This window comes from Streptomyces sp. NPDC023541 (genome assembly GCF_055559995.1).
Genome location: NZ_JBVHJO010000009.1, coordinates 281801 through 302113 on the forward strand (window position 1 = coordinate 281801; position 20313 = coordinate 302113).

The 20313-nt window shown below is 72.3% G+C and carries 5 protein-coding genes and 2 pseudogenes; 2 read left to right on the plus strand and 5 right to left on the minus strand.

Annotation, left to right across the window (positions count from 1 at the left end; genetic code table 11):
• Window positions 1-9: 9 nt before the first annotated feature.
• The gene (locus ACZ3X1_RS23940; RefSeq protein WP_467280895.1) at window positions 10-1470 is read right to left on the minus strand and encodes a M1 family metallopeptidase; all 1461 of its coding nucleotides are present in this window, start codon (window positions 1468-1470) and stop codon (window positions 10-12) included.
• Window positions 1471-1601: 131 nt separating this feature from the next.
• On the opposite strand from ACZ3X1_RS23940, the pseudogene ACZ3X1_RS23945 reads away from it, so the two are divergent.
• Together ACZ3X1_RS23945 and ACZ3X1_RS23950 are read left to right on the plus strand one after the other, a co-directional pair.
• Window positions 1602-2147 (plus strand): annotated as a pseudogene (locus ACZ3X1_RS23945) (hypothetical protein); the annotation flags it as partial.
• A gap of 3 nt (window positions 2148-2150) precedes the next feature.
• Window positions 2151-2390, plus strand: a pseudogene (locus tag ACZ3X1_RS23950) (NF041680 family putative transposase); the annotation flags it as partial.
• Between the two features lie 82 nt (window positions 2391-2472).
• Here the strand turns inward: ACZ3X1_RS23950 and ACZ3X1_RS23955 are convergent.
• The 4 genes from ACZ3X1_RS23955 to ACZ3X1_RS23970 all read right to left on the minus strand — a co-directional run bounded on the left by ACZ3X1_RS23955 (window position 2473) and on the right by ACZ3X1_RS23970 (window position 20162).
• Window positions 2473-3060 (minus strand): hypothetical protein, encoded by a 588-nt coding sequence (locus tag ACZ3X1_RS23955; RefSeq protein ID WP_390078384.1) that lies wholly within the window; start codon window positions 3058-3060, stop codon window positions 2473-2475.
• Window positions 3061-3350: 290 nt separating this feature from the next.
• Complete coding sequence (locus ACZ3X1_RS23960) at window positions 3351-4709, minus strand: lysine N(6)-hydroxylase/L-ornithine N(5)-oxygenase family protein (protein WP_467280896.1); 1359 nt, start codon at window positions 4707-4709, stop codon at window positions 3351-3353.
• A 490-nt stretch (window positions 4710-5199) separates the two neighbouring features.
• Entirely contained in the window at window positions 5200-12246 is a 7047-nt protein-coding gene (locus ACZ3X1_RS23965; protein WP_467280897.1) for an amino acid adenylation domain-containing protein, read from the minus strand.
• Window positions 12243-20162, minus strand: a complete 7920-nt coding sequence (locus ACZ3X1_RS23970) for an amino acid adenylation domain-containing protein (protein ID WP_467280898.1) — start codon at window positions 20160-20162, stop codon at window positions 12243-12245. The genes ACZ3X1_RS23965 and ACZ3X1_RS23970 overlap by 4 nt, the downstream gene beginning before the upstream one ends.
• Window positions 20163-20313 lie beyond the last annotated feature (151 nt).

Genomic DNA, 20313 nt, shown 5'->3' on the forward strand with positions numbered 1-20313 from the left:
TGGACCCCGTCACCTCGGCTTGCCGTCGCCGTAGAGCCACGAGTCCCAGACCGAGTCGAGGTTCCGGCCCGCCCTGGCCTCCACGTAGGTGGTGAAGTCGTGCGTGGAGGCGTGGCCGTGGCGGTGGCGCAGGGTCCAGCCCCGCACCAGGGCGCGGAAGCCCTCGTCGCCCACGGCCTGGCGGATCTTGTGGATCACCATCGCGCCGCGCACGTACACCGGCTGACCGGAGATGTCCGAAGCGGTCGGCGGCTCGGCAGGGGGGAAGTCCCACTCGTCGTCGTCCGCGGCCTTGGCGTGGTTGCGGTCGAAGTGGTCCTGGGCGCTGGCCCCACCGTGGTCCTCGGTCCAGAGCCACTCCGCATAGGTCGCGAAGCCCTCGTTGAGCCACATGTCCCGCCAGGTTCGCGGGGTGACGGAGTTGCCGAACCACTGGTGGGCCGTTTCGTGCACCACGTTGGTGGTGTGGAAGATGCCGGCCGGAACGGTCGGCCTGGTCTGGGTCTCCAGGGCGTAGGGCACATCGGCCGCCTGATCGACGATCACCCCGGCGGCGGAGAAGGGGTAGGGACCGAACCTCCCCTCGGCCCATTCCATGATCTCGGGGAACCGGCCGAGGACCGCTCCGTCCTCGTCCACGCCCGCGGTCGTGTCCATCGCCGACACGATCGGGATGCCCGATCGGGTCCGGGAGGTCTTGATGTCGTAGCTGCCGATGGCCACGGTCGCCACATGGCTGGCCATGGGCTCGGCCTGGTGCCAGTGGAAGGTGGTGCGGTCGCCGCTGGTGCGCTGGGCGCGAAGCTGCCCGTTGGAGATCGCCTGCACCCCCTTGGGGACCGTGACGGTGATGTCGTACGAGGCCTTGTCCGAGGGGTGATGGTTGCCCGGGAACCAGGACATCGAGCCCGTCGGCTCACCGAACGCGACTGCCCCGTTGTCCGTCCTCAACCAGCCTTCGCGCCACCCGTGGTCATGGGTGATCGACTCCGGCGTGCCCGCGTAGCGCACGACGCTGCGGAAGGCGGCGCCCTTGCGGAGGTGATTGCGCGGCTGCAGGGTCAGCTCCTGCCCGTCCCGCCGGACCCGCGCCGTGCGGCCGTCGACGGTGGCGTCCAGCACCTCCATGCCGAGGAGGTCGAGATTGAAGGCGCTGAGCTCCGCCGTGGCCTTCGCGGTGATCTCGGCAGTGCCCTCGAGGCGGCCGCCGGCGGGGTCGTAGGCCAGGGTCAGGGCGTAGTGGGTGACGTCGTAGCCGCCGTTGCCGAGCTTCGGGAAGTACGGGTCGCCGGAGCCTGCGGAACCGGGGTGGCCGCCCCGGAACACGGTGCCGGGTGCCCCCGTCCGCGTGGTGTTCGCGCCCGTACGGGCACCCGCCCCGCCGCCGCGGCCGTCGGACTCCGAGCACGCGGGGAGCGCGGCGAGCAGGCCCGCGACCGCGAAGGCGGCCAGACGTCCGGAAGTCTTCACGCAGCCGATCATGAACCAGCCCGCGGGCGCCCCATCCTCGCCACGCCGTGCCCTGGCGGGCACGGCCCCGGATGCCGCAGGCCAGGCTGCGCCGACGGAGCGCCGACCCGGCTCTCCGACGAGACCCCGCGATGGGTGGCGAGGGCGGCCGCGATGCCCGTCCCGCCGAACGCGGCTGCACCAACGGCCTTCCCGCGGGTGAAGCAGGGGGCGAGCACCAGGAATCCGGCCCCGGCGGGCGAGGGCGCGCCCCCCACAGCGGCACGCCGTTCGCGCGCGCAGTCACGCGTCATGGACGGTCGGGCTGCCGCGCCCAGCCTGAGTCAGTCCGGCAGCCGGGCGCAGATCATCCGCAGCGAGGTCAAACATCAAGTCTGGAGTCCGGCCGCGCTCCGGATGCGTTCGAGCAGGGCGTGGCCTTCCAGGCTCGGGTGACGGGACGTGAGGTACTCGATCGCCGCCCTCAGGAAGTCGAGCGCGGCAGCGCAGTACTCCGCCACGGTGCACTGGGCGGTGATGCCGTACGAGTCCGTGATGAGGGCCAGCGATCCCTTCGGGACGATCTTGATCCGGACGGGCCGGTGAGGACGCCGGTGGACCTCACGCTGTTGGCCGAGCACCGACGCGGACACGGCGCGCTTTACGCCGCGCTGAATGACGGTCGCATCGACGCTGGGCGGCTTCGCCGGGCTCTCGCCGCGCTGCCGCAGCCGCGGGCGGCGGACAGCCGGCCGGTGCGCCGGGGGTTTCGGAACCTCCGCGCTCACCTGCGGTGCCCGGCCCATGCGCCGAAACCGAACCGGCCCGGCCCCGGCAAACCCCTCGGCTCGAAGAACCAGCGGCCCGCCACCCGCTACGACGTGGGCAAAACCGTGAAACGACCCGAGGCCCTCACCGAACGCGACCAGGCCAGACCATAAAGAACAGCTTAGGCCGTGTCGTCGAAGTCCCGCGGGGCCGGCCCCGCCCTTCGGGCGGCCGACGCTCCTTTGACGACACTCCCTAGCGCCGTCCTGGGTCTGCCCGCTCGGCCCGAGAATCCTCCGGGGGAGCCGCCGATGGTTCATCGCGCAGGACGAGGCGGTATCTCGTGTGGTGGTTGGCCTGTTCAGCCGGCCGCCTGCGACGTGGCACAGCCGGTGTCACCCTGCTGGGTCGGGCACTCTGTGCGGCCCGCATCAGTGCTTCGAACGGGGGCCTGCTGCGCCACAGTTCCCGGAAACCCCGGGTCGGGATACCGGCCGCCCTCGCCGCGTCCAGCCAGCCCTCCCCTCGGCTGATCGCTGTCACCACGACCCTGATCATCGCGGGGGTGATCGGCCCGTCCGGGCGGTATCCATGGGCCGCAGCCAGTTGCGTCGCCGATGTCATGGCCTCGGCGAAGGCGCGGTCGGTCTCCAGCCAGCTCCGGAGCAGGCGGGTGGATACACCGGCCCATGTGGCGACCCCGCTCGGTGGCAGGCCGTGCGCGGCTGCCTGGAGGGCTTCCGCCATGCGCGACATGGTTTCCTGCCGCTCGTTCGGCAGCCCGGCCAGGGGCTCGCGGAAGCTCTGTTCCATCTCGCTGCGGGCATTCAGCCACTCGATCACACGGGCCGGGTCGCTGCGTTGCTCCCCTGTGACCGCGGGTCTCTCCTGTTCGTACACCACTTACCCCTGCTCAGTTGTCACCTTGCCGGCAAGGATCCGTCCGCCGGGCGGCGTTCGTGCGCAACCGGCCCGGTTCAACAGATCGAGAAGAGAGGGAAGGGCGGAGCGCCGTCCGACCCGCCTCACCAGGAGGAGGCGGGTCGGACGGCGCGTGCCCTCATGTCGCGTTGACTACGGTGAGTGGTGGCGCTGCCACGCCACCACTCCTCAGCGGGTGATGTCCGGGCGGGTCAGCTGCGGACGGTGTCGATCTCCCGGCCGCGGTCGGCACGCAGCGCCTGCGCCGTGCGGCGAAGGAGCAGCGAGTCGCACATCTCGCCGGAACGAACGGCGAGGGTGGACAGCAGGGAGGAGGTGATGCCGTGGGTGTGCTCGGTGCCGCCCTGGAGATAGATGCCCACCTCTACGTGGTCGGCCGTCAGCACTCGATGGTCGCGGTCGACGCGGAGCCGGCCGCGCTCGTCGGTGAGGCAGTCCGCGGCGAGTTCGCCGAGCAGGCCCCGCGGGTCGACGGGCCGGTAGCCGGTGGCCATGACCACGGCGTCGCAGTCGAGTACCCGTTCCTCGCCGGTGGCCAGCGAGGTCACGGTGGCCCGAGCTCCGTCGATGAGGTGTTCGACGGCGTCCACTTTCGTGGTGTTGAGGATGCGCAGACGTTCGTTGCCGGAGACCCGCTCCTGGTAGTGGGTGCGGTACAGCTGCTCGATGAGGTCGCCGTCCACGACCGAGTAGTTGGTGTTGCGGTGGTAGTCGTGCAGAGCGTCCTTCAGGCTTGCCGGTGCGGCGAAGAAGTCGTCGACGGCCGAGGGATCGAAGATCCGGTTGGCGAACGGGCTGTCGTCGGCGGGGCTGTAGCCGTAGCGCGTGAAGACCGCGTTGACCTCGGCGTCGGGGAAGGTGCGGTGCAGGAAGTCGGCCGCTTCGGCGGCGGACTGTCCGGCACCCACGACTACGAAGCGGCGGTGGCGCAGTTCCTTCAACTCCGGTGCCCGGAAGAGGAGGTCGCGGGTGTGCCAGACGTGGCTGCCGGTCGTCACCCCTTCCGGCAGGCGCGGGGTGAGGCCCGTGCCGACCGCGACGTTGAGCGTACGGACGACCTCGCGTCCAGCTCCGTCCGCCACCCCTTCGGAGACCACGTCGACCGCCTCCACCCGGCCGTCGGCCGTACGCACCGGCCGGATCCCGGTGACGCGACGGCCGTAGTCCACGCTGTCGGGGAACGCCGCGGCGCACCACTCGAAGTAGTCGTGGAACTCGATCCGGGTGGGGTAGAAGGTCTTCTGGTTGATGAAATCGGCGAGCCGGTTCCGTTCCTGGAGGTACATCAGGAAGGAGAACCGGCTGCTGGGGTCGCGCATGGTGACGAGGTCCTTGAGGAAGGAGACCTGCATGGTCGCCCCCTCCAGCAGCATGCCGCGGTGCCAGCCGAAGCGTTCCTGCTGTTCGATGAATCGAGCCCGGAGCGCACGCGGGGTGTCACGCCGGTTGTGATCGGCGACTGCGATGGCCAGCGCGAGATTGGAGGGGCCGAAGCCTATGCCGACCAGGTCCTGTACGACCTGGCCGCTGTCCTCTCGGCGTCCCGACATGCTGGTCCTTCCGTTGGTCCAAGAGTCTGTGCCCAAGGCGCAGGGCGCGCAGTACACCTAATTAGTAAGGTTAGGCAGCCCTAACCGTCCCCTTAGTTTCCGGCGGTGTCAAGTGCCGGAGATCGTCAGTTCTTGACGCTTGCTCAGGGAAATGACGTTGCATCGGGCCTGCCGCTCGGCGTGTCAACTGCGGTGCCGCCCGCGGCAGTCGGGCAGTCCGAGGTGGCCCGGCGCCTTCTGGGCCCAAGAGCGACCACGACGACGCGCTTCAGCTGCGCAAGAGTGATCCGGCGGCCCACCGCGACCACCGCCACGGCAGCCATGAGCAGCACCGCCAGAACCCCGGCCGAGCATCGCGTCGGCGGGAGAGCGGCATGCCGAGCGCGAGGCAACGGCGTCACGGTGCGGACGTCCCTCCCCCCACCCGTGGATGCGGCACCGAGGGGGAAGGTCGCCGACCTCCGGGGCGGCGACCTCCCCCAGCAGGGTGCTACTCGCTCAGTCCGGCCCGCTCCCGCAGCACCCCGGCGATCTGCCTCAGCGCCGCGGGGTCCAGCACGCCGTCGTGGTCCTCGGCGACCGTGTGGATCTCGACGCCTCCCTCGGTGTACGGAGCCCACGCCTCGGCCGGGTAGGGAGCGTCCGAGGCCCGGAAGTGCAGCAGCTCCCCGCGATACCGGCGCGGGGTGAACCCGGCGAGCAGGCGGTCCGACTCGTCGTAGTTGGAGCGCAGCACGGCCACCGTGCGGTCGGGAAGCCCCAGCCCCTCGACCGCAGCGGCAACCGCCTCGGCAGCCGCGTCCTGCGCTACGGGGGAATCCGGCCCCTCGAAGCCGGGGTACGCGTCCAACAGGGCCAGCAGGGAAACCTCTTCGCCGCGTTCCTGCAGGCGGCACGCCAGAGCATGGGCAACGACGCCGCCGAGGGACCAGCCGAGCAGGCGGTAGGGACCGTGCGGCTGCATCCGGGTCAGCTCCGCCAGATACAGCTCGACGAGCTGCTCCAAGGACTCCGGAGCGGCTCCGCCCGCGAGGTTGGGTGCCTGAAGGGCGTACACCGCGCCGTCGTCCGGAAGGTGCGTGAGCAGGCCCGCGTACCGCCATCCCAGCCCGGTCGCGGGTGCCGGGCACCACAGCGGGGCGGGGGAAGCGGCAGCCCGGCCGCCTTCCGGATCCGGTACCGGTTCCGGCCGGAGGGTGAAGACGACATCGAATCCGGTGGATCCGCCCTCGCTGGAGCGGAGGTGGCCGGCCAGCGCGGCCGGCGTCGTGTGACGGAACAGGTCGGCCACCGTGATCTGCCGCCCCGTCGCCGTCTGGAGCCGGTCCCGGAGCCGCACGAGCAGCATCGAGTGGCCGCCGAGGGCGAAGAAGTCGTCGTCCGGACCGGCCTCGGCCGCCCCCAGCAGGTCGGCGTAAGCCCCGCACACCAGGGCCTCGATCAGATCCCGGGGCCCGCGGCCCGCCCGCGTCTCTGCCGCCGGCGGAGCGGGCAGGGCCCGCCGGTCGAGCTTGCCGTGGTCGGTGAGCGGCAGCGCCTCCAGCTCGACGAAGACCGCCGGCACCATGTAGTCCGGCAGCATGCGGATGAGCTGCTCGCGCAGCGCCGTCGGGTCGAAGGCGGCGCCCGCGGCCGGGACGACGTACCCCACCACGTGCTTGCCGCGCCCGGCATCCTCCCGGACATCCACCGCGGCCTGGAGGACGGACGGGTCGGAGGCGAGGGCGGCGGTGATCTCGCCGAGCTCGATGCGGAAGCCGCGGATCTTCACCTGGTCGTCGGTGCGGCCGAGGTAGTCGATCTTGCCGTCCGGCATCCAGCGCACGAGGTCGCCGGTCCGGTACATGCGGGTGCCGGCCGGGCCGAAGGGGTCGGCCACGAACCGCTCTGCGGTCAGCGACCGCCGGTCCAGGTAACCCCGGGCCAGGCCGGCGCCGGCCAGGTACAGCTCGCCGATCACCCCGGCGGGCACCGGCTGCAGGCGGCCGTCGAGGACGTAGGCCGCCGTGTTCGCGGTCGGCCGGCCCACCAGCGGGCGCTCGCCGTCCGAGACCCGTGCCGCGAGGGCGTCCACGGTGCACTCGGTGGGGCCGTACAGGTTGAAGCCCGCCGTCCTGGCGAGTCCGCGCATGTCCCGCCAGAGCGGGGACGGCACGGCTTCGCCACCGACACCGAGGGCGAGCAGCGGACTGTCGCCTTCCCGGACCAGGCCCGCCCCGGCCAGCTGCATGGCGTGCGAGGGCGTGACCTCGATGAAGTCGATGCTGCCGTCACGGATGAAGCCGACGAGCAGGTCGGGGTCACGCAGCGTGTCCTCGGTGACGATGTGCAGGGCGTGGCCGTCCAGCATCCACAGCTGGGGCTGCCAGGAGGCGTCGAAGGCGAACGACCAGCCGTGGGCCACTCGCAGGCGTCGGCCGCCCGCCGTCGCCACGGTCGGGCGGTAGAGAAGTTCGCGGTGGCTGTAGAACAGGTTGGCGATGCTGCGGTGTTCCACGACGACGCCCTTGGGCAGCCCCGTCGAGCCCGACGTGTAGATGACGTACGCCGGGTGTCCCGGTCGCGGGTGCGGGAGCGTGTCCACGGCGGGAGTGGGGGCGGTGTCGGCCAGCTGCTCCTGCACCTGCGGCACGTCGAGGACCAGGACCTCGGGGGGGCCGGCCTCGGCGGTCAGCGCCGCCAGAGCGGCCGTGGTGATGAGCAGTCGGGGCTGGGAGTCCCTGAGGATGTGAGCGATGCGGCCGGCGGGATAGCCGGGGTCGATGGGTACGTACGCGCCACCCGCCCGCATGACGGACAGCAGCGCGACGACGGTGTCGGCCGCGCGGGGGAGGAGCAGCGCGACCATCTGCTCGGGGCCGACGCCCTTCGCCCGCAGCAGCCCGGCGAGTCGGGCGGTGCGCCGGTCGAGTTCGGCGAACGTGTAGGAGACGTCCCCGCACACCAGGGCCGTGGCCTCGGGAGTGGCGCGCACCTGCTCGGCGAACAGCTCGGTCAGGGTCCGCAGCGGGGACTCCACCCGGTCGCCGGTCCAGTCGACGAGGACCTGGCGGCGCTCCTCGGCGGACAGCAGTTCCAGTGAGCTGATGGGGACTTCGGGTGCCTCGGTGACCGCTTCGAGCACACGGAGGAAGCGTGTGGCCATGTTGGCGGCCGTCGCCGGATCGAAGAGGTCGGTGCTGTACTCCACTCCCAGCGCCATGCCGTCGCGGCCGTGCTCCTCGACTATCTCGAAGGCGAGGTCGAACTTGGCGGTGCTCATGTCCACCGGCTCCTGCGTCACCGCGATCCCGCCGAAGGAGAGGTTCAGTGCCGGGCGGGCCTGGTGGCTGAGCATGACCTGGAACAGCGGGTGCCGGGCCATGGAACGGGCCGGGTTGAGAAGTTCCACGAGGCGCTCGAACGGGACGTCCTGGTGCGCGTACGCGGCCAGGTCGCTCTCCCGGACCCGGTTCACCAGCTCCTTGAAGGAAGGGTCGCCGGAGGTGTCCGTGCGCAGCACCAAGGTGTTGGCGAAGAAGCCCACGACCTCGTCGACGGCGTCGTCGCCGCGGCCCGCGATCGGTGTGCCGACGGGGATGTCCGTGCCGGCGCCGAGCCGGGTCAGCAGTACGCCGAGCGCCGCGTGGAGGACCATGAAGACGCTGGCGTCGCTCCGCCGGGCCAGGGCGCGGAGCCTGGCGTGCACCGCGGCCGGAACCTGCGCCTCCACGGTGGCGCCGCGCAGGCTGGGTGAGGCGGGGCGCGGGCGGTCGGTGGGTAGCGGCAGTTCTTCCGGCAGGCCCTCCAGGGCCTTGCGCCAGAAGTCGACCTGCTGGTTCAGCAGGCTCTCCGGGTCGGATTCGTCTCCGAGCAGGTCACGCTGCCAGATGGCGTGGTCGGCGTAGCCGACCGGCAGGGCCGAGAACGCGGGGAGTTCACCGCGGCTCCGGGCGGTGTAGGCCTCCGCCAGGTCTTCGAGCAGGGGAAGGGCGGACCAGCCGTCGGCCGCCACGTGGTGCAGCACGAGCAGGAGGACGTGTTCCTCGGGGCCGACGGTGAAGAGCGCCGCGGCGAACGGCGCCTCCTCGTCGATCCGGAAGGGGCGTGAGGAAGCCGCCGCCAGCAGTCCGGCGAGTGCGTCCTCCCCGGCCGGTGTGACGGACATCTGCGGACGGGCGGCCTCCGGAGCGAGGATCACCTGGCGGGGCATGCCGTCGGCGTCCGTCAGCAGCGTGCGCAGCGTCTCGTGCCGGTCGGTCAGATCGCCGAGTGCCTCCCGCAGTGCGTCCACCTCGACCTCGCCGGTCAGGCGGGCGGCGAACGCCATGTTGTAGGCGGGGTGGGGGCCTTCCAGCCGGTACTGGAACCACATACGGCTCTGTGCGAAGGACAGCGGCAGGGGGTCGGGGCGCGCCCCGGCCCGCAGCGGCGGCCGGTCGCCGCCCGTGCCCAGCCGACGCGCCAGTCCGGCGACGGTGGGCGCGTCGAACACGGATCGCAGTGGCAGGTCGGTGCCGAGCGTGGCGCGGACACGGCTGGCCAGGCGGGTCGCGAGCAGGGAGTGCCCGCCCAGGTCGAAGAAGTCGTCGTCGATGCCGACCTCGGCGACTCCGAGGACCTCGCAGAACAGGGCGCAGAGGATCTCCTCGGCCGGCGTACGGGGCTGTCGGCCCGTTCCGGCCGCGGTCCCGAGGTCGGGCGCGGGCAGAGCGCGGCGGTCCAGCTTGCCGCTCGGCGTGAGGGGCAGGGCGTCCAGCACGACGAAGGCAGCCGGCACGTAGTGCTCGGGAAGGGAGGCGGCCAGAGCCGTACGCAACTCCGCCGGCACCGCCGAGGCGCCGACGACGTACGCGACGAGCACCGGATCACCGTCGGTGCCCAGGTCGCGGCGGGCGACGACGGCGGCCTCGCGGACCGTGTCGAGAGCGGTCAGAGCGGCTTCGATCTCGCCGGGCTCGATGCGGAAGCCGCGGATCTTGACCTGGTCGTCGGTGCGGCCGAGGTACTCGACGACGCCGTCGGTGCCCACCTGCGCCAGGTCACCGGTGCGGTACATGCGGCTGCCCGCGGGCCCGTACGGGTCGGCGGTGAACCGCTCCGCGGTCAGGCCGGGGCGGCCGAGGTAGCCCAGGGCCAGCTGCGGGCCCGCCAGGTACAGCTCACCGGGCACCCCCGCCGGGACGGGTCGCAGGCTGGTGTCGAGGACGTACGCGGCGGTGTTCCACACCGGCCGGCCGATGGGCACGCTGTCGCGCTCGGCGTCGTCGGGCAGGCACGCCCGGGCGGTCACGTCGACCGCGGCCTCGGTCGGCCCGTACAGGTTGTGGAGCTCGACCGCGCCGCCGTACAGGCGGTGGAAGCCGCCGACGAGCTCCGGGGGGAGGGCCTCGCCGCTGCACAGCACCCGGGTAAGGCCCGTGCAGGCGGCCGCTTCGGGCTCGGCGAGGAACGCACGGAGCATGGACGGCACGAAGTGCGTGGTCGTGACGTGCTGGTCGCGGATCAGGCGCGCGAGGTACTGCGGGTCCAGGTGGCCCTGGGGGCGGGCCACCACGAGGGTGGCGCCCGTGATCAGCGGCCAGAAGAACTCCCAGACCGACACGTCGAAGCTGGACGGCGTCTTCTGCAGCACCCGGTCCGCCGGCGTGAGTCCGTATTCGGCCTGCGTCCACAGCAGACGGTTGACGATCGCCGAGTGCGGTACCACCACGCCCTTCGGGCGGCCTGTGGAACCGGAGGTGTAGATGACGTACGCGGGATCGGACGGTCCCGCAGGGCGGACGGCCGCGGCCGAGCCTTCGGCGGCCGGGTCCAGGTCCTCGGGGAGGACCACTGGTACGCCCGGGTCCTCGGGCAGCCGCGCCAGGGTGGCCGGGTCCGTGACGAGGGCCGCCGGAGCGGCGTCGCCGAGCATGAACGCGAGCCGGTCCGCCGGGTAGTCCGGGTCCAGCGGCAGGTACGCAGCGCCGGCACGCAGCACGGCGTTCAGGGCGACGACCAACTCGGTGGACCGGGGCAGGGCGACTGCCACCACACGGCCGGGTCCGGCGCCGAGCGCGGTCAGCCGGGCGGCGAGTTTCCCGGCCCGGGCTTCGAGTTCGGCATACGTCAGCGCGGAGTCCTCGAAGACGACCGCGTCGGCGTGCGGGGTACGGGCTGCCTGCTCGACGAGGAGGGCCGTGAGCGTCGTCGTCGGAACCGGGTGGGCGGCGCCGGAGCGGGTCAGCTCGGCCGTCTCGTCGGCGTCGAGCAGGTCGAGCTGCCCGACCGGCAGGTCGGCGCAGGCCGCGAAAGCCTCGAACGCGCGTCGCAGCCGGGCCGCGATCCGCCGGACGTTCTCCTCCTCCAGGGCGTCCGGGCGGTAGCCCAGTTCCAGGCGCAGCCGGTTGCCGGGCAGAGCGGTCAGAGCCAGCGGGTAGTGGACTCCTTCATCGGCTCCTGCGTCCTCCATCCGGAGCCCAGGGGCGAGTTCGGCCATCGACTCGGGGTCGAACGGGTAGTTCTCGACCACGACCATGGTGTCGAACAGGTCCCGGCCGCCGGCCGTGCGCTGGATCTCGGCGAGCCCGAGGTGCTGGTGCGGAGTCAGCCCGGACTGTTCGGACTGGAGGCGGGCCAGCGCAGCGGCCAACGGCTCCGCCGGAGGCAGCTCGACGCGTACCGGGACGGTGTTGACGAACAGGCCGATCATGGTCTCGGCACCCGGCAGATCGGCCGGGCGGCCCGAGACGACTCCGCCGAACACGACGTCGGTACGGCCCAGCGTGCGGGCCAGAGCCAGTGCCCAGGCGCCCTGGACGACCGTGCCCAGGGTGAGCCCGCGGCCGCGGGCGGCCGAGGTCACCGACGCGGTCAGGTCCCGGTCCAGTTCGACCACGACCTTGCGCGGACGCTCGCTGACCGAGTCCGAGGCACCCGGCGCGACCAGCGTGGGCGTGTCGAACCCGTCGAGTGCGCTGCGCCATGCCTCGGTCGCGGCCTGCCGGTCCTGGGCGGCGAGCCAGTCGAGATGGACCCGCGGAGGAATCGCAGGAGACAGTGCGGCGCTTCCACCGCCGGAGTAGAGCGCGAACAGCTCCTGGACCAGCAGCGGCTGGGACCAGCCGTCGAGCACCGCGTGATGGTTGGTGATCACGAGGCGGTGCAGGTCCGTCGCGAGCCGGAGCAGCCGGAAGCGGATCAGGGGCGGCCGGCCCAGGTCGAAGCCCTGCTCGGTGTCGAGGAGGGTCAGCCGCTCGGTCTCGCGTTCGAGCTCGGCCGTCGGGAGGGCCGAAAGGTCATCGAACGCCCAGGGTGCTTCGGCCCGGGACGGTATGAGGGCTGCCGCCTTGCCCTGGCGGCTGCGCCGGAACGCGGCCCGCAGCCCGGGCCGGCGGTCGAGCAGGCTCTGGGCCGCGGCCCGCAGGCGGGTCGGGTCGACCGGCCCGCGCAGGTCCAGCCGCAGATGTCCCGCGTACACGTCGAGGCCGGAGCCGTCGAGTTCTGCCCGGAACAGCAGGCCCTCTTGGAGCGGGGTCAGCGGGAGAATGTCCTCCAGCTTGGCACGGGCAGTCACGAAAGCCTCCAGTCGGCTTCGAAGTCGTCGATCTCGTCCTGGGTGAGGGAGATCAGGGACAGGTCGGAGGGGGTCCAGCCCCCCGTGTCGGCCGTGGCCGTGTGGTGGGCCAGTGCCTTCAGGTACGCGATCCAGCTCTCGGCGAGCGTGCGCACGTCGGCGCCGTCAAGGGCATTCGCCGCGTACGACCAGGTGGCGGTCAGCCGGGGGCCGTCCGGGGACGGGGCGACATGAGCGTCGATCTCCAGGGCGTGGGCCAGGGGCATGGCCGGGTCGACGCCGTGGAACAGGGCGTCGCCCCCCGGCACCGGCTGCCACGGTTCGACCTCCTGCGCCGCACCGAAGCGCCCCAGGTAGTTGAAGGCCACTTCGGGGGCGGCCAGTTCGCCGAGCGCTGCTGTTCCCTCCGGGTTGAGGTGGCGCAGAGCACCGAAGGCCAGTCCGCCGTCGGCGGCCGAACGCAGCTGCTCCTTCACGGTCTTCATCGCATGGGCGGTGGCGGGCCCGCCGGCCAGGACCTCGGACAGGTCGACCGCACCCGGATCGATCCGTACGGGGTGGACGGAGGTGAACCACCCGACCGTGCGCGAGAGGTCCACTCCTGAGCCGACGCCGTCCTCGCGCCCGTGCCCTTCGAGCTGGACGGTCAGGGAACGGTTCGCCGCCGCGGCACCCGTACGCCGGAAGGAGGCGGAGGCCAGCGCCAGGGCTGTCAGCAGCACGTCCTCGGTGTTGGCGTGGAACGCCGCGGGGATGCTCGTCAGCAGGGCCTCTGTCTCTTCCGGGCCCACGGTCACGGTGTGCCGTCCGATGGTCGCCACCGTGTCCCGGGCCGGATCGAGCGCGGACGCCAGTCCGGGCGCCGGGGCGTCGGCCAGGTCCGTCCGCCAGCCGTCCAGCGTCGCGACGGTGGAGGCCCGCTGCGCGTAGTCGTGCAGGAGGGTGCTCCATGAACGGAGCGAAGTACCTTCGGGCTGGAGCTGCTCCCCGCGCCACGCGGCTGCGAGGTCGTCGCACAGGATGCGCCAGGACACCCCGTCGACCACCAGGTGGTGGATCACCAGGACGAGACGTCCGGTCTGCTCCGGCGGCCGGGGCGGAGCCCACACCGCTTGGAGCATGACCCCTGACTCCGGGTGCAGACGGTCACGGGCCGCCGCTGCCTCGTCGCCGACGGAACCTTCCGCCACCCGGATGAGTTCCTCGGCCCGGACCGCGCCGGGGGCCGGGACGTTGAGCTCCCAGCGACCGTCGTCGGAGGTGACCAGGCGTGCCCGCAGGGCGGGATGCGCGTCGAGGACGGCCTGCAGGACGGTGGTGAGAGCCGCACGGGAGAGCCCGGGCGGAGTGGCCAGGGTCATCCCCTGGCTGTAGCCGTCGACGCAGACGTCCTCCCCGCCGGAGGCCGCGAGTTCCCGCAGCCACGCGGTGATCGGCGTTTCGCGGACCCGGCCGGTCCCGTCGTCCGCCGGCCGGTCAGGCACGGTGTCCAGCGGCTTGGCCACGGCGGCCAGCGCGGCCGGCGTCTGGTGCCTGAACACCTCCCGGGGCCCGAGCGCCCAGCCGGCGGCGCGGGCCCGGCCGACCAGCTGGAGCGAGGTGATGCTGTCGCCGCCGAGTTCGAAGAAGTTGCCGTCGGCGTCGACCTGCTGCTGTCCGAGGAGTTCGGAGAACAGATCGCAGAAGAGCTGCTCCACCGGGTTGGCCGGAGCCTGGCCGTTGCCCTGCTCGGGCAGCGAGGGCAGCGGCAGCGCCGCCCGGTCGACCTTGCGGTTGGACGACTGGGGGAGCGCGTCCATCGCGACCCACAGGGCGGGGACCATGTGCTCGGGCAGCAGCGCCGCCGCGTGGGCGCGCCAGCTGTCCTGGTCCGCTCCGTGGCCGGGCGAGGGCACCACGTAGGCGACCAGCCGCCGGGAGCCGGGCAGGTCGTCGCGGGCGATCACGGCGACCTCGGCGACGCCCTCGTGGCGGCCCAGGACCGCCTCGATCTCACCCGGCTCGATACGGAAGCCGCGGATCTTGACCTGGTCGTCCGCCCGGCCCAGGCACTCCAGCTCTCCCTCACGGGTCCATCGGGCGAGGTCGCCCGTGCGGTACATGCGGGTGCCGGGTGCGCCGTAGGGGTCGGCGGTGAACCGTTCCGCGGTCAGCGCGGGACGGCCCAGGTAACCCCGGGCGAGGCCGGCGCCGGCCAGGTAGAGCTCGCCGGTGACGCCGGGCGGCACCGGCCGCAGCCGGTCGTCGAGCACGTAGGCGCCGGCTCCCCGGATCGGCCGGCCGATCCGGGGAGTGCCCTCGCCGGTGACCGGTGCGACCACGGAGTCGACGGTGCATTCCGTGGGACCGTAGAAGTTGTACGCGGTGGTCGTCGGATGGGTACCGAGCTCGCGCCACAGCGAGTCCGGCATGGCGTCGGCGCCCGGACCCAGCAGCACCGGGCGGTGCCGGTCCTCATCGAGCAGGCCGTGCTTGATCAGCTGCTGGAGGTGGGCCGGGGTCAGGTCGAGGTAGTCGATCCGTTCCCGGTCCACGTACCCGGCGACCGCCTCCGCGTCGGGGTAGGTGAGCTCGTCCAGGACGTGCAGTTCGTGTCCGCCGACCATGAGGACCAGCGGGTCGAGGGAGGCGTCGAAGGCGAACGACGCGATGTGTCCGACGCGCAGCCGGCGCCCACCCGCTGCGGGCACCTCACGGGGGAAGAGCGTGGACGTGTGCGCGGCGTAGAGGTTGGAGAGGTTGCCGTGGGTGACGACCACTCCCTTGGGCCGGCCGGTGGAGCCGGACGTGTAGATGACGTACGCCATGTCGCCGGGCCCCACCAGGGGCACGACGTCCAGGTCCGTGGCCGGCACGTCGGCGTCCACCAGGACGACGGGCACCCCGCTCGCCACGGGCACGGAGCCGGCCAGGTCCCGGGTCGTCAGCAGGCACGCCGGACGGGCGTCCTCCAAGGTCTGCGCCAGCCGCTCGACCGGGTGGTTCGGGTCCAGGGGCAGGAAGGCCGCTCCGGCGCGCAGCACACCGAGCAGAGCGGGCACCATGTCATGGCGCGGCAGGGCCAGTGCGACGAGGCGTTCGGGCGCGGCCCCGTTCGCACGGACCAGGGCCGCTGTGCGACCGACGCGGGCATCGAGCTCGGCATAAGTGAGGCGTTCGCGCGCACCGGAGCGGTCACCGAGGACGAGGGCGACGGCGTCAGGGGTTTCCCGGGCCTGCCGGGCGAAGGCCTCGTGGAGCGGAGGAGCGGCCGGAGCCGGTTCGGGCCCGGCCAGCAGTACCTCACGCTCGGCCGGGGTCAGCACGTCGTGCCGGGACACGGGCACGTCCGGGCGGGCCACCGAGGCGGTGAGCAGCGCCAGCAGGCGCCCTGCCAGCTGCTCGACCGTGGCGGGGTCGAACAGGTCCGCGCTGAATTCGGCGAACCCGCCGACCGCACCGGGGTCCTCGTCGGGGTCGAAGCCCTCGATGAAGGTCAGGCTCAGATCGAAGGTCGAGGTGGTGGTGGCGACGACCTCGGGCCGGGTACGCAGCCCGGGAACCGGGAGCCGCGAGGCGGTACCGGCCTGGTGCACCACCATCACCTGGAACAACGGGTGCCGCGCCGTGGAACGGGGCGGGTTGAGGATCTCCACGAGTCGCTCGAACGGCAGGTCCTGGTGCTCGAACGCGGCGACCGCGGTGTCCCGCACGCGCCCGAGCAACGTCTCGAAGGACGGGTCGCCGGACGTGTCGGTGCGCAGGACCAAGGTGTTGACGAAGAAGCCGACGAGTCCGTCCAGCGCCTCCTCGGAGCGTCCCGCGACGGGCGTGCCGACGGGGATGTCGTCACCCGCCCCGAGCCGGGTCAGCAGCGCCGCCACGGCGGCCTGGTAGACCATGAACGGGGTGACGCCCAGATCGGCGGCGAGCGTGCGGACCTGCTGGGCCAGGTCCGCGTCGACGCTGAACCGGACCACGCCGCCCTTGTTGGAGGACTCCGCGGGCCGAGGGCGGTCGGTGGGCAGGTGCAGCTCGTCCGGGGCGCCGTCCAGGGCTTCCCGCCAGAAGGCCGACTGGTGGGCGGTGAGGCTGTCCGGGTCGTCGACGTCACCGAGTACCTGCCGCTGCCACACGGCGAAGTCGGCGTAGCTGACAGGAAGCGGAGCCCATTGCGGGGCGAGGCCCCCCTTGCGGGCCTGGTACGCCTCGGCGAGGTCACCGACGAGAACGGGCAGCGACTGCCCGTCGCCGGCCAGGTGGTGCAGGAGGAGCAGCAGGACGTGCTCCTCGGGACCGCACGCGAACAAGGTGACGCGCAGTGGCGGTTCTTCGGCCAGGGCGAAGACGTGGGCCGCGGCCTCGGAGAGAGCGGCCTCCACGGCGGTGGGTGCGACCGGGCGTACCTCCAGGCGCGGTCCCTCTTCGGGCTCCAGCACCACTTGGCGGGGCTGTCCGTTCTCCGCCCGGAAAACGGTGCGCAGCGTCTCGTGGCGGTTCGCGACGTCCTCGACGGCCGCCGCGAGCGCGGCCCGGTCGAGAGCTCCGTCGATGCGGAGGGCCGTCGGGATGTTGTAGGCCGGACCCGGTTCCTCGAGCTGGTGCAGGAGCCACAGGCGCTGCTGGGCGAACGACAGCGGATGAGCCGGGCCCTCGGTCGCCCTCGCGGCCAGCAGTGGCCTGGCGGCGGTGGCGGGCCCTGCGTCGTCCAGCAGCCGGGCGAGTCCGGCGGGGGTGCGGGTGTCGAACAGGGTGCGCAGTGCGGGGCGGACGCCGAACTCCGTCTCGACACGGGTCATCAGCCGCGCGGCCAGCATGGAGTGCCCGCCGAGCAGGAAGAAGTCGTCGTCCGGCCCGGCCGGGGTCTGCAGGATGTCGGAGAAGAGGGCGCAGAGCCCGGCCTCGGTCGGTGTGGCGGGCGCACGGCGGACGCTGCCGCCGTAGACCGGTGCGGGCAGGGCCCTGCGGTCCAGCTTTCCGTTGCTGGTCAGCGGCAGCCGATCCAGCACCACGACGGCCGCCGGCACCATGTGCGCCGGGAGCAGCGCTGCGAGGTCGTCGCGCAGCCGTCCGGGGTCCGGCGCGGGGAAGCCGTCGGCCGCGACCACGTAGGCGACCAGGCGCGGGTCCCCCGGAGTGTCCTCGCGGGCGATGACGGCGGCCTGCGCGATGCCGTCCGTGCGGCGCAGCAGTTGCTCGACCTCGCCGGGCTCGATGCGGAACCCGCGGATCTTGACCTGGTGGTCGACGCGGCCGAGGTATTCGAGTTCGCCGTCGGCGCTCCACCGGGCGAGGTCGCCGGTGCGGTACATACGCGTCCCCGGCGCACCGAACGGGTCGGCGACGAACCGCTCCGCGGTCAGGGCCGACCGCCCCAGGTAGCCGCGGGCCAGGCCGTCGCCCGCCACGTACAGCTCACCGGGAGAGCCGGGCGGAACGGGGTGCAGGCGGTCGTCGAGGAGGCGTACGGACGTGTTGTGGACAGGGGCTCCGATGGGGACGACGGCGCCGGCGCGCTCGGGGCTGCAGGCCCACAGCGTCGCGTCCACGGTCGTCTCGGTGGGGCCGTACGAGTTGAACATGCGCGTCGTGGCGGACCAGCGGCGCATCAGTTCGGCCGGGCATGCCTCGCCGGCGACCATCAAAGTGGCCCCGGCGGGCAGGGCGTGCTCATCGGGCAGCGTTGCCAGCACGCCCGGCGGCAGCGTCATGTGCGTCACGCGGTGGCGGGCGCAGAAGTCGGCGAGCGGCGGTCCGAGACGCTTGTCGGCGGGCACGATGGCGAGGGCGCCGCCGGTGAGCAGGGCCATCGTCCACTCCCACACCGACGTGTCGAAGCTGAAGGAGGCGAACTGCAGCACGCGGGAGTCGCTGCCGGCCCCGAACGCGTCCCTCATGGTGGACACGAGGCTCGGGATTCCCAGGTGGGTGACGACCACGCCCTTGGGCCGACCGGTCGAACCGGAGGTGTAGATCAGATACGCGGCCTGTTCCGGCGTCGAAGGGCGCAGCTGCGCGACCCGGCCCCGACTGGGCCGGGAGTCGTCGTCGACGAGCACCAGGGGTGCCTCGCCGGCCGGGAGGCTGCCGGCCGAGGCGGTGTCGGTGACCAGCAGTCCGGGGCGGGCGTCCTCCAGCATGAGGGCGATCCGGTCCGCGGGGTACCCCGGGTCGACGGGCAGGTACGCGGCGCCGGCCTTCATCACGGCGAGCGCGGCGACCAGGAACTGGCCCGAGCGCGGCAGGGCGACGGCCACGACCTGCTCGGGGCCGGCGCCGAGGGAGGCGAGTTCCCGGGCCAGAGCGGTGGAGCGTTCATCGAGCTCGGCGTAGGTGAGGCGGTGCTCCGTCGGCTGCGGACCTTCGTCCTCCCAGATCAGCGCGGTGGCTTCCGGAGCCTTGCGGACCTGCTCCGCGAAAAGCTCGGGGATGGTGAGGGCGTCGAGCTGCCGACTGTCGCTGCCCCAGGTGTTCAGAACCCGCTCCAGCTCTCGCTCGCCGAGGAGTTGGAGGTCGCCGATGGCGGTGTCGGGAGCGGCCAGCGCAGCGTCCAGCAGCCGCTCGAACCGGCTGAGCAGTTGTTCGACGGTGCGGCCCGAGTACAGGTCGCGACGGTAAGTGGTGTCGAGCGTCAGCGTGCCGGCGCTGTCCAGGACTGCGGACACGGCCAGGTCGAAGGCCGCGGCGTTGCCCGGTACCGCTCGCTCGCTCAGGCGGATGCCGGGCAGCTCCAGCCCTTCCCACACGTCGCTGCGCAGCGAGAACATCACGTCGAAGAAGACGTGGTGGCCCTCGGTGCGCTCGGGCCCCAGCTCCTGCACCAGGGTGTCGAACGGGACCGCCTGGTGGGCGTAGGCGCCGAGGCACGTCTCCCGGACGGCGGCCAGAAGCGCGCGGAACGAAGTGTCAGGGCCGGCGGTGGTCCTGAGGACCAGCGTGTTGCCGAAGTTTCCGATGAGGTGCTCGGCGCCATTTGCTGTGCGCAGCACGGCGGGTGAGCCGACGAGGACGTCGTCGGCTCCGGACGTCCGGTGCAGCAGGGTGTTGAAGGTCGCCAGCAGGGCCATGAACGGGCTCACGCCCTCGGCGCGGCACAGCGCGTGCATCCGCTCCCGCAGGCCGGCGGGCAGCGTCCGGATCAGGCGGCCGCCCTCCTCCGCGCGTGCGGCCTTGCGGGGGAAGTCGGTCGGCAGGGGCAGCGGAGCCGGCACGTCGGCCAGCGCCTTGCGCCAGTGTTCGAGGTCACCGTCGGACCAGGGCGCCCGCCGGCTCTCCGCCAAGGCCAAGTCGGCATATTGAACGTCGAGTTCTGCGGCGGGCCGTTGCTGGTACGCCGACGCCACGTCACGCAGGAGGACCTGCCAGCTGCCGTCGTCCCAGGCGATGTGATGGGCGACGAGGACGAGGACGTGCTCGGTCGCCGACAGTTGGAGGATCTCGATCCGGACGGGCGTGTCATGAGCGAGGTCGAACGGCGTGCCGGCCAGCCGAGTGGCGGCGCTGTCGATCGCGGCCTCCTGGCCGTCAGGGGCGGTTCCCGTCAAGTCGGTCAGCGTGATGGGGAGGGTGGCGTCCGGAAGAACCACCTGCAGCGGGTTTCCGCGTTCATCGGCCCGGTAGACCGTGCGCAGTACCTGGTGTCGCTCGGCCGCTGTCCGAAGGGCGGCGGTGAACCGCGGTACATCCAGGATGCCCGACAGGCGGACGGCCACGCTGATGTTGTAGGAGGTGCCCAGCGGCTCCAGCTGGTGCAGCAGCCACATGCGGCGCTGCGCGGCGGACAGGGGAGAGGGTCCGACGGCGCGGGCCACCGCGGCCTCGGGGGATTCGTCCTGGCCCTTCGGCCGGGAGATCCCACGCGCGGCGAGTTGACGGCGCATCAACTCGCGGCGCCGGTCGGTCGATTCGTTGCTCTGGCCGCTGTTCGCACCCGACACGAAGGTTCACGTCCCCTCAAGGCCTGACTGATGGGCCGAACCATAACTTAGGATAGCCTTATCTTGCTATCGTGGTACCGCCTCGCCAGGTGCTGCCGGTGGGGAAGAACCCCCAGGTGGAGGCCCCGAGTTGCGTGTGAAAGAGCTGGTG

Excerpts from the sequence above, each read along its gene's own strand:
- ACZ3X1_RS23960 (WP_467280896.1), bottom strand. The coding sequence starts at position 4,709 with ATGTCGGGACGCCGAGAGGACAGCGGCCAGGTCGTACAGGACCTGGTC.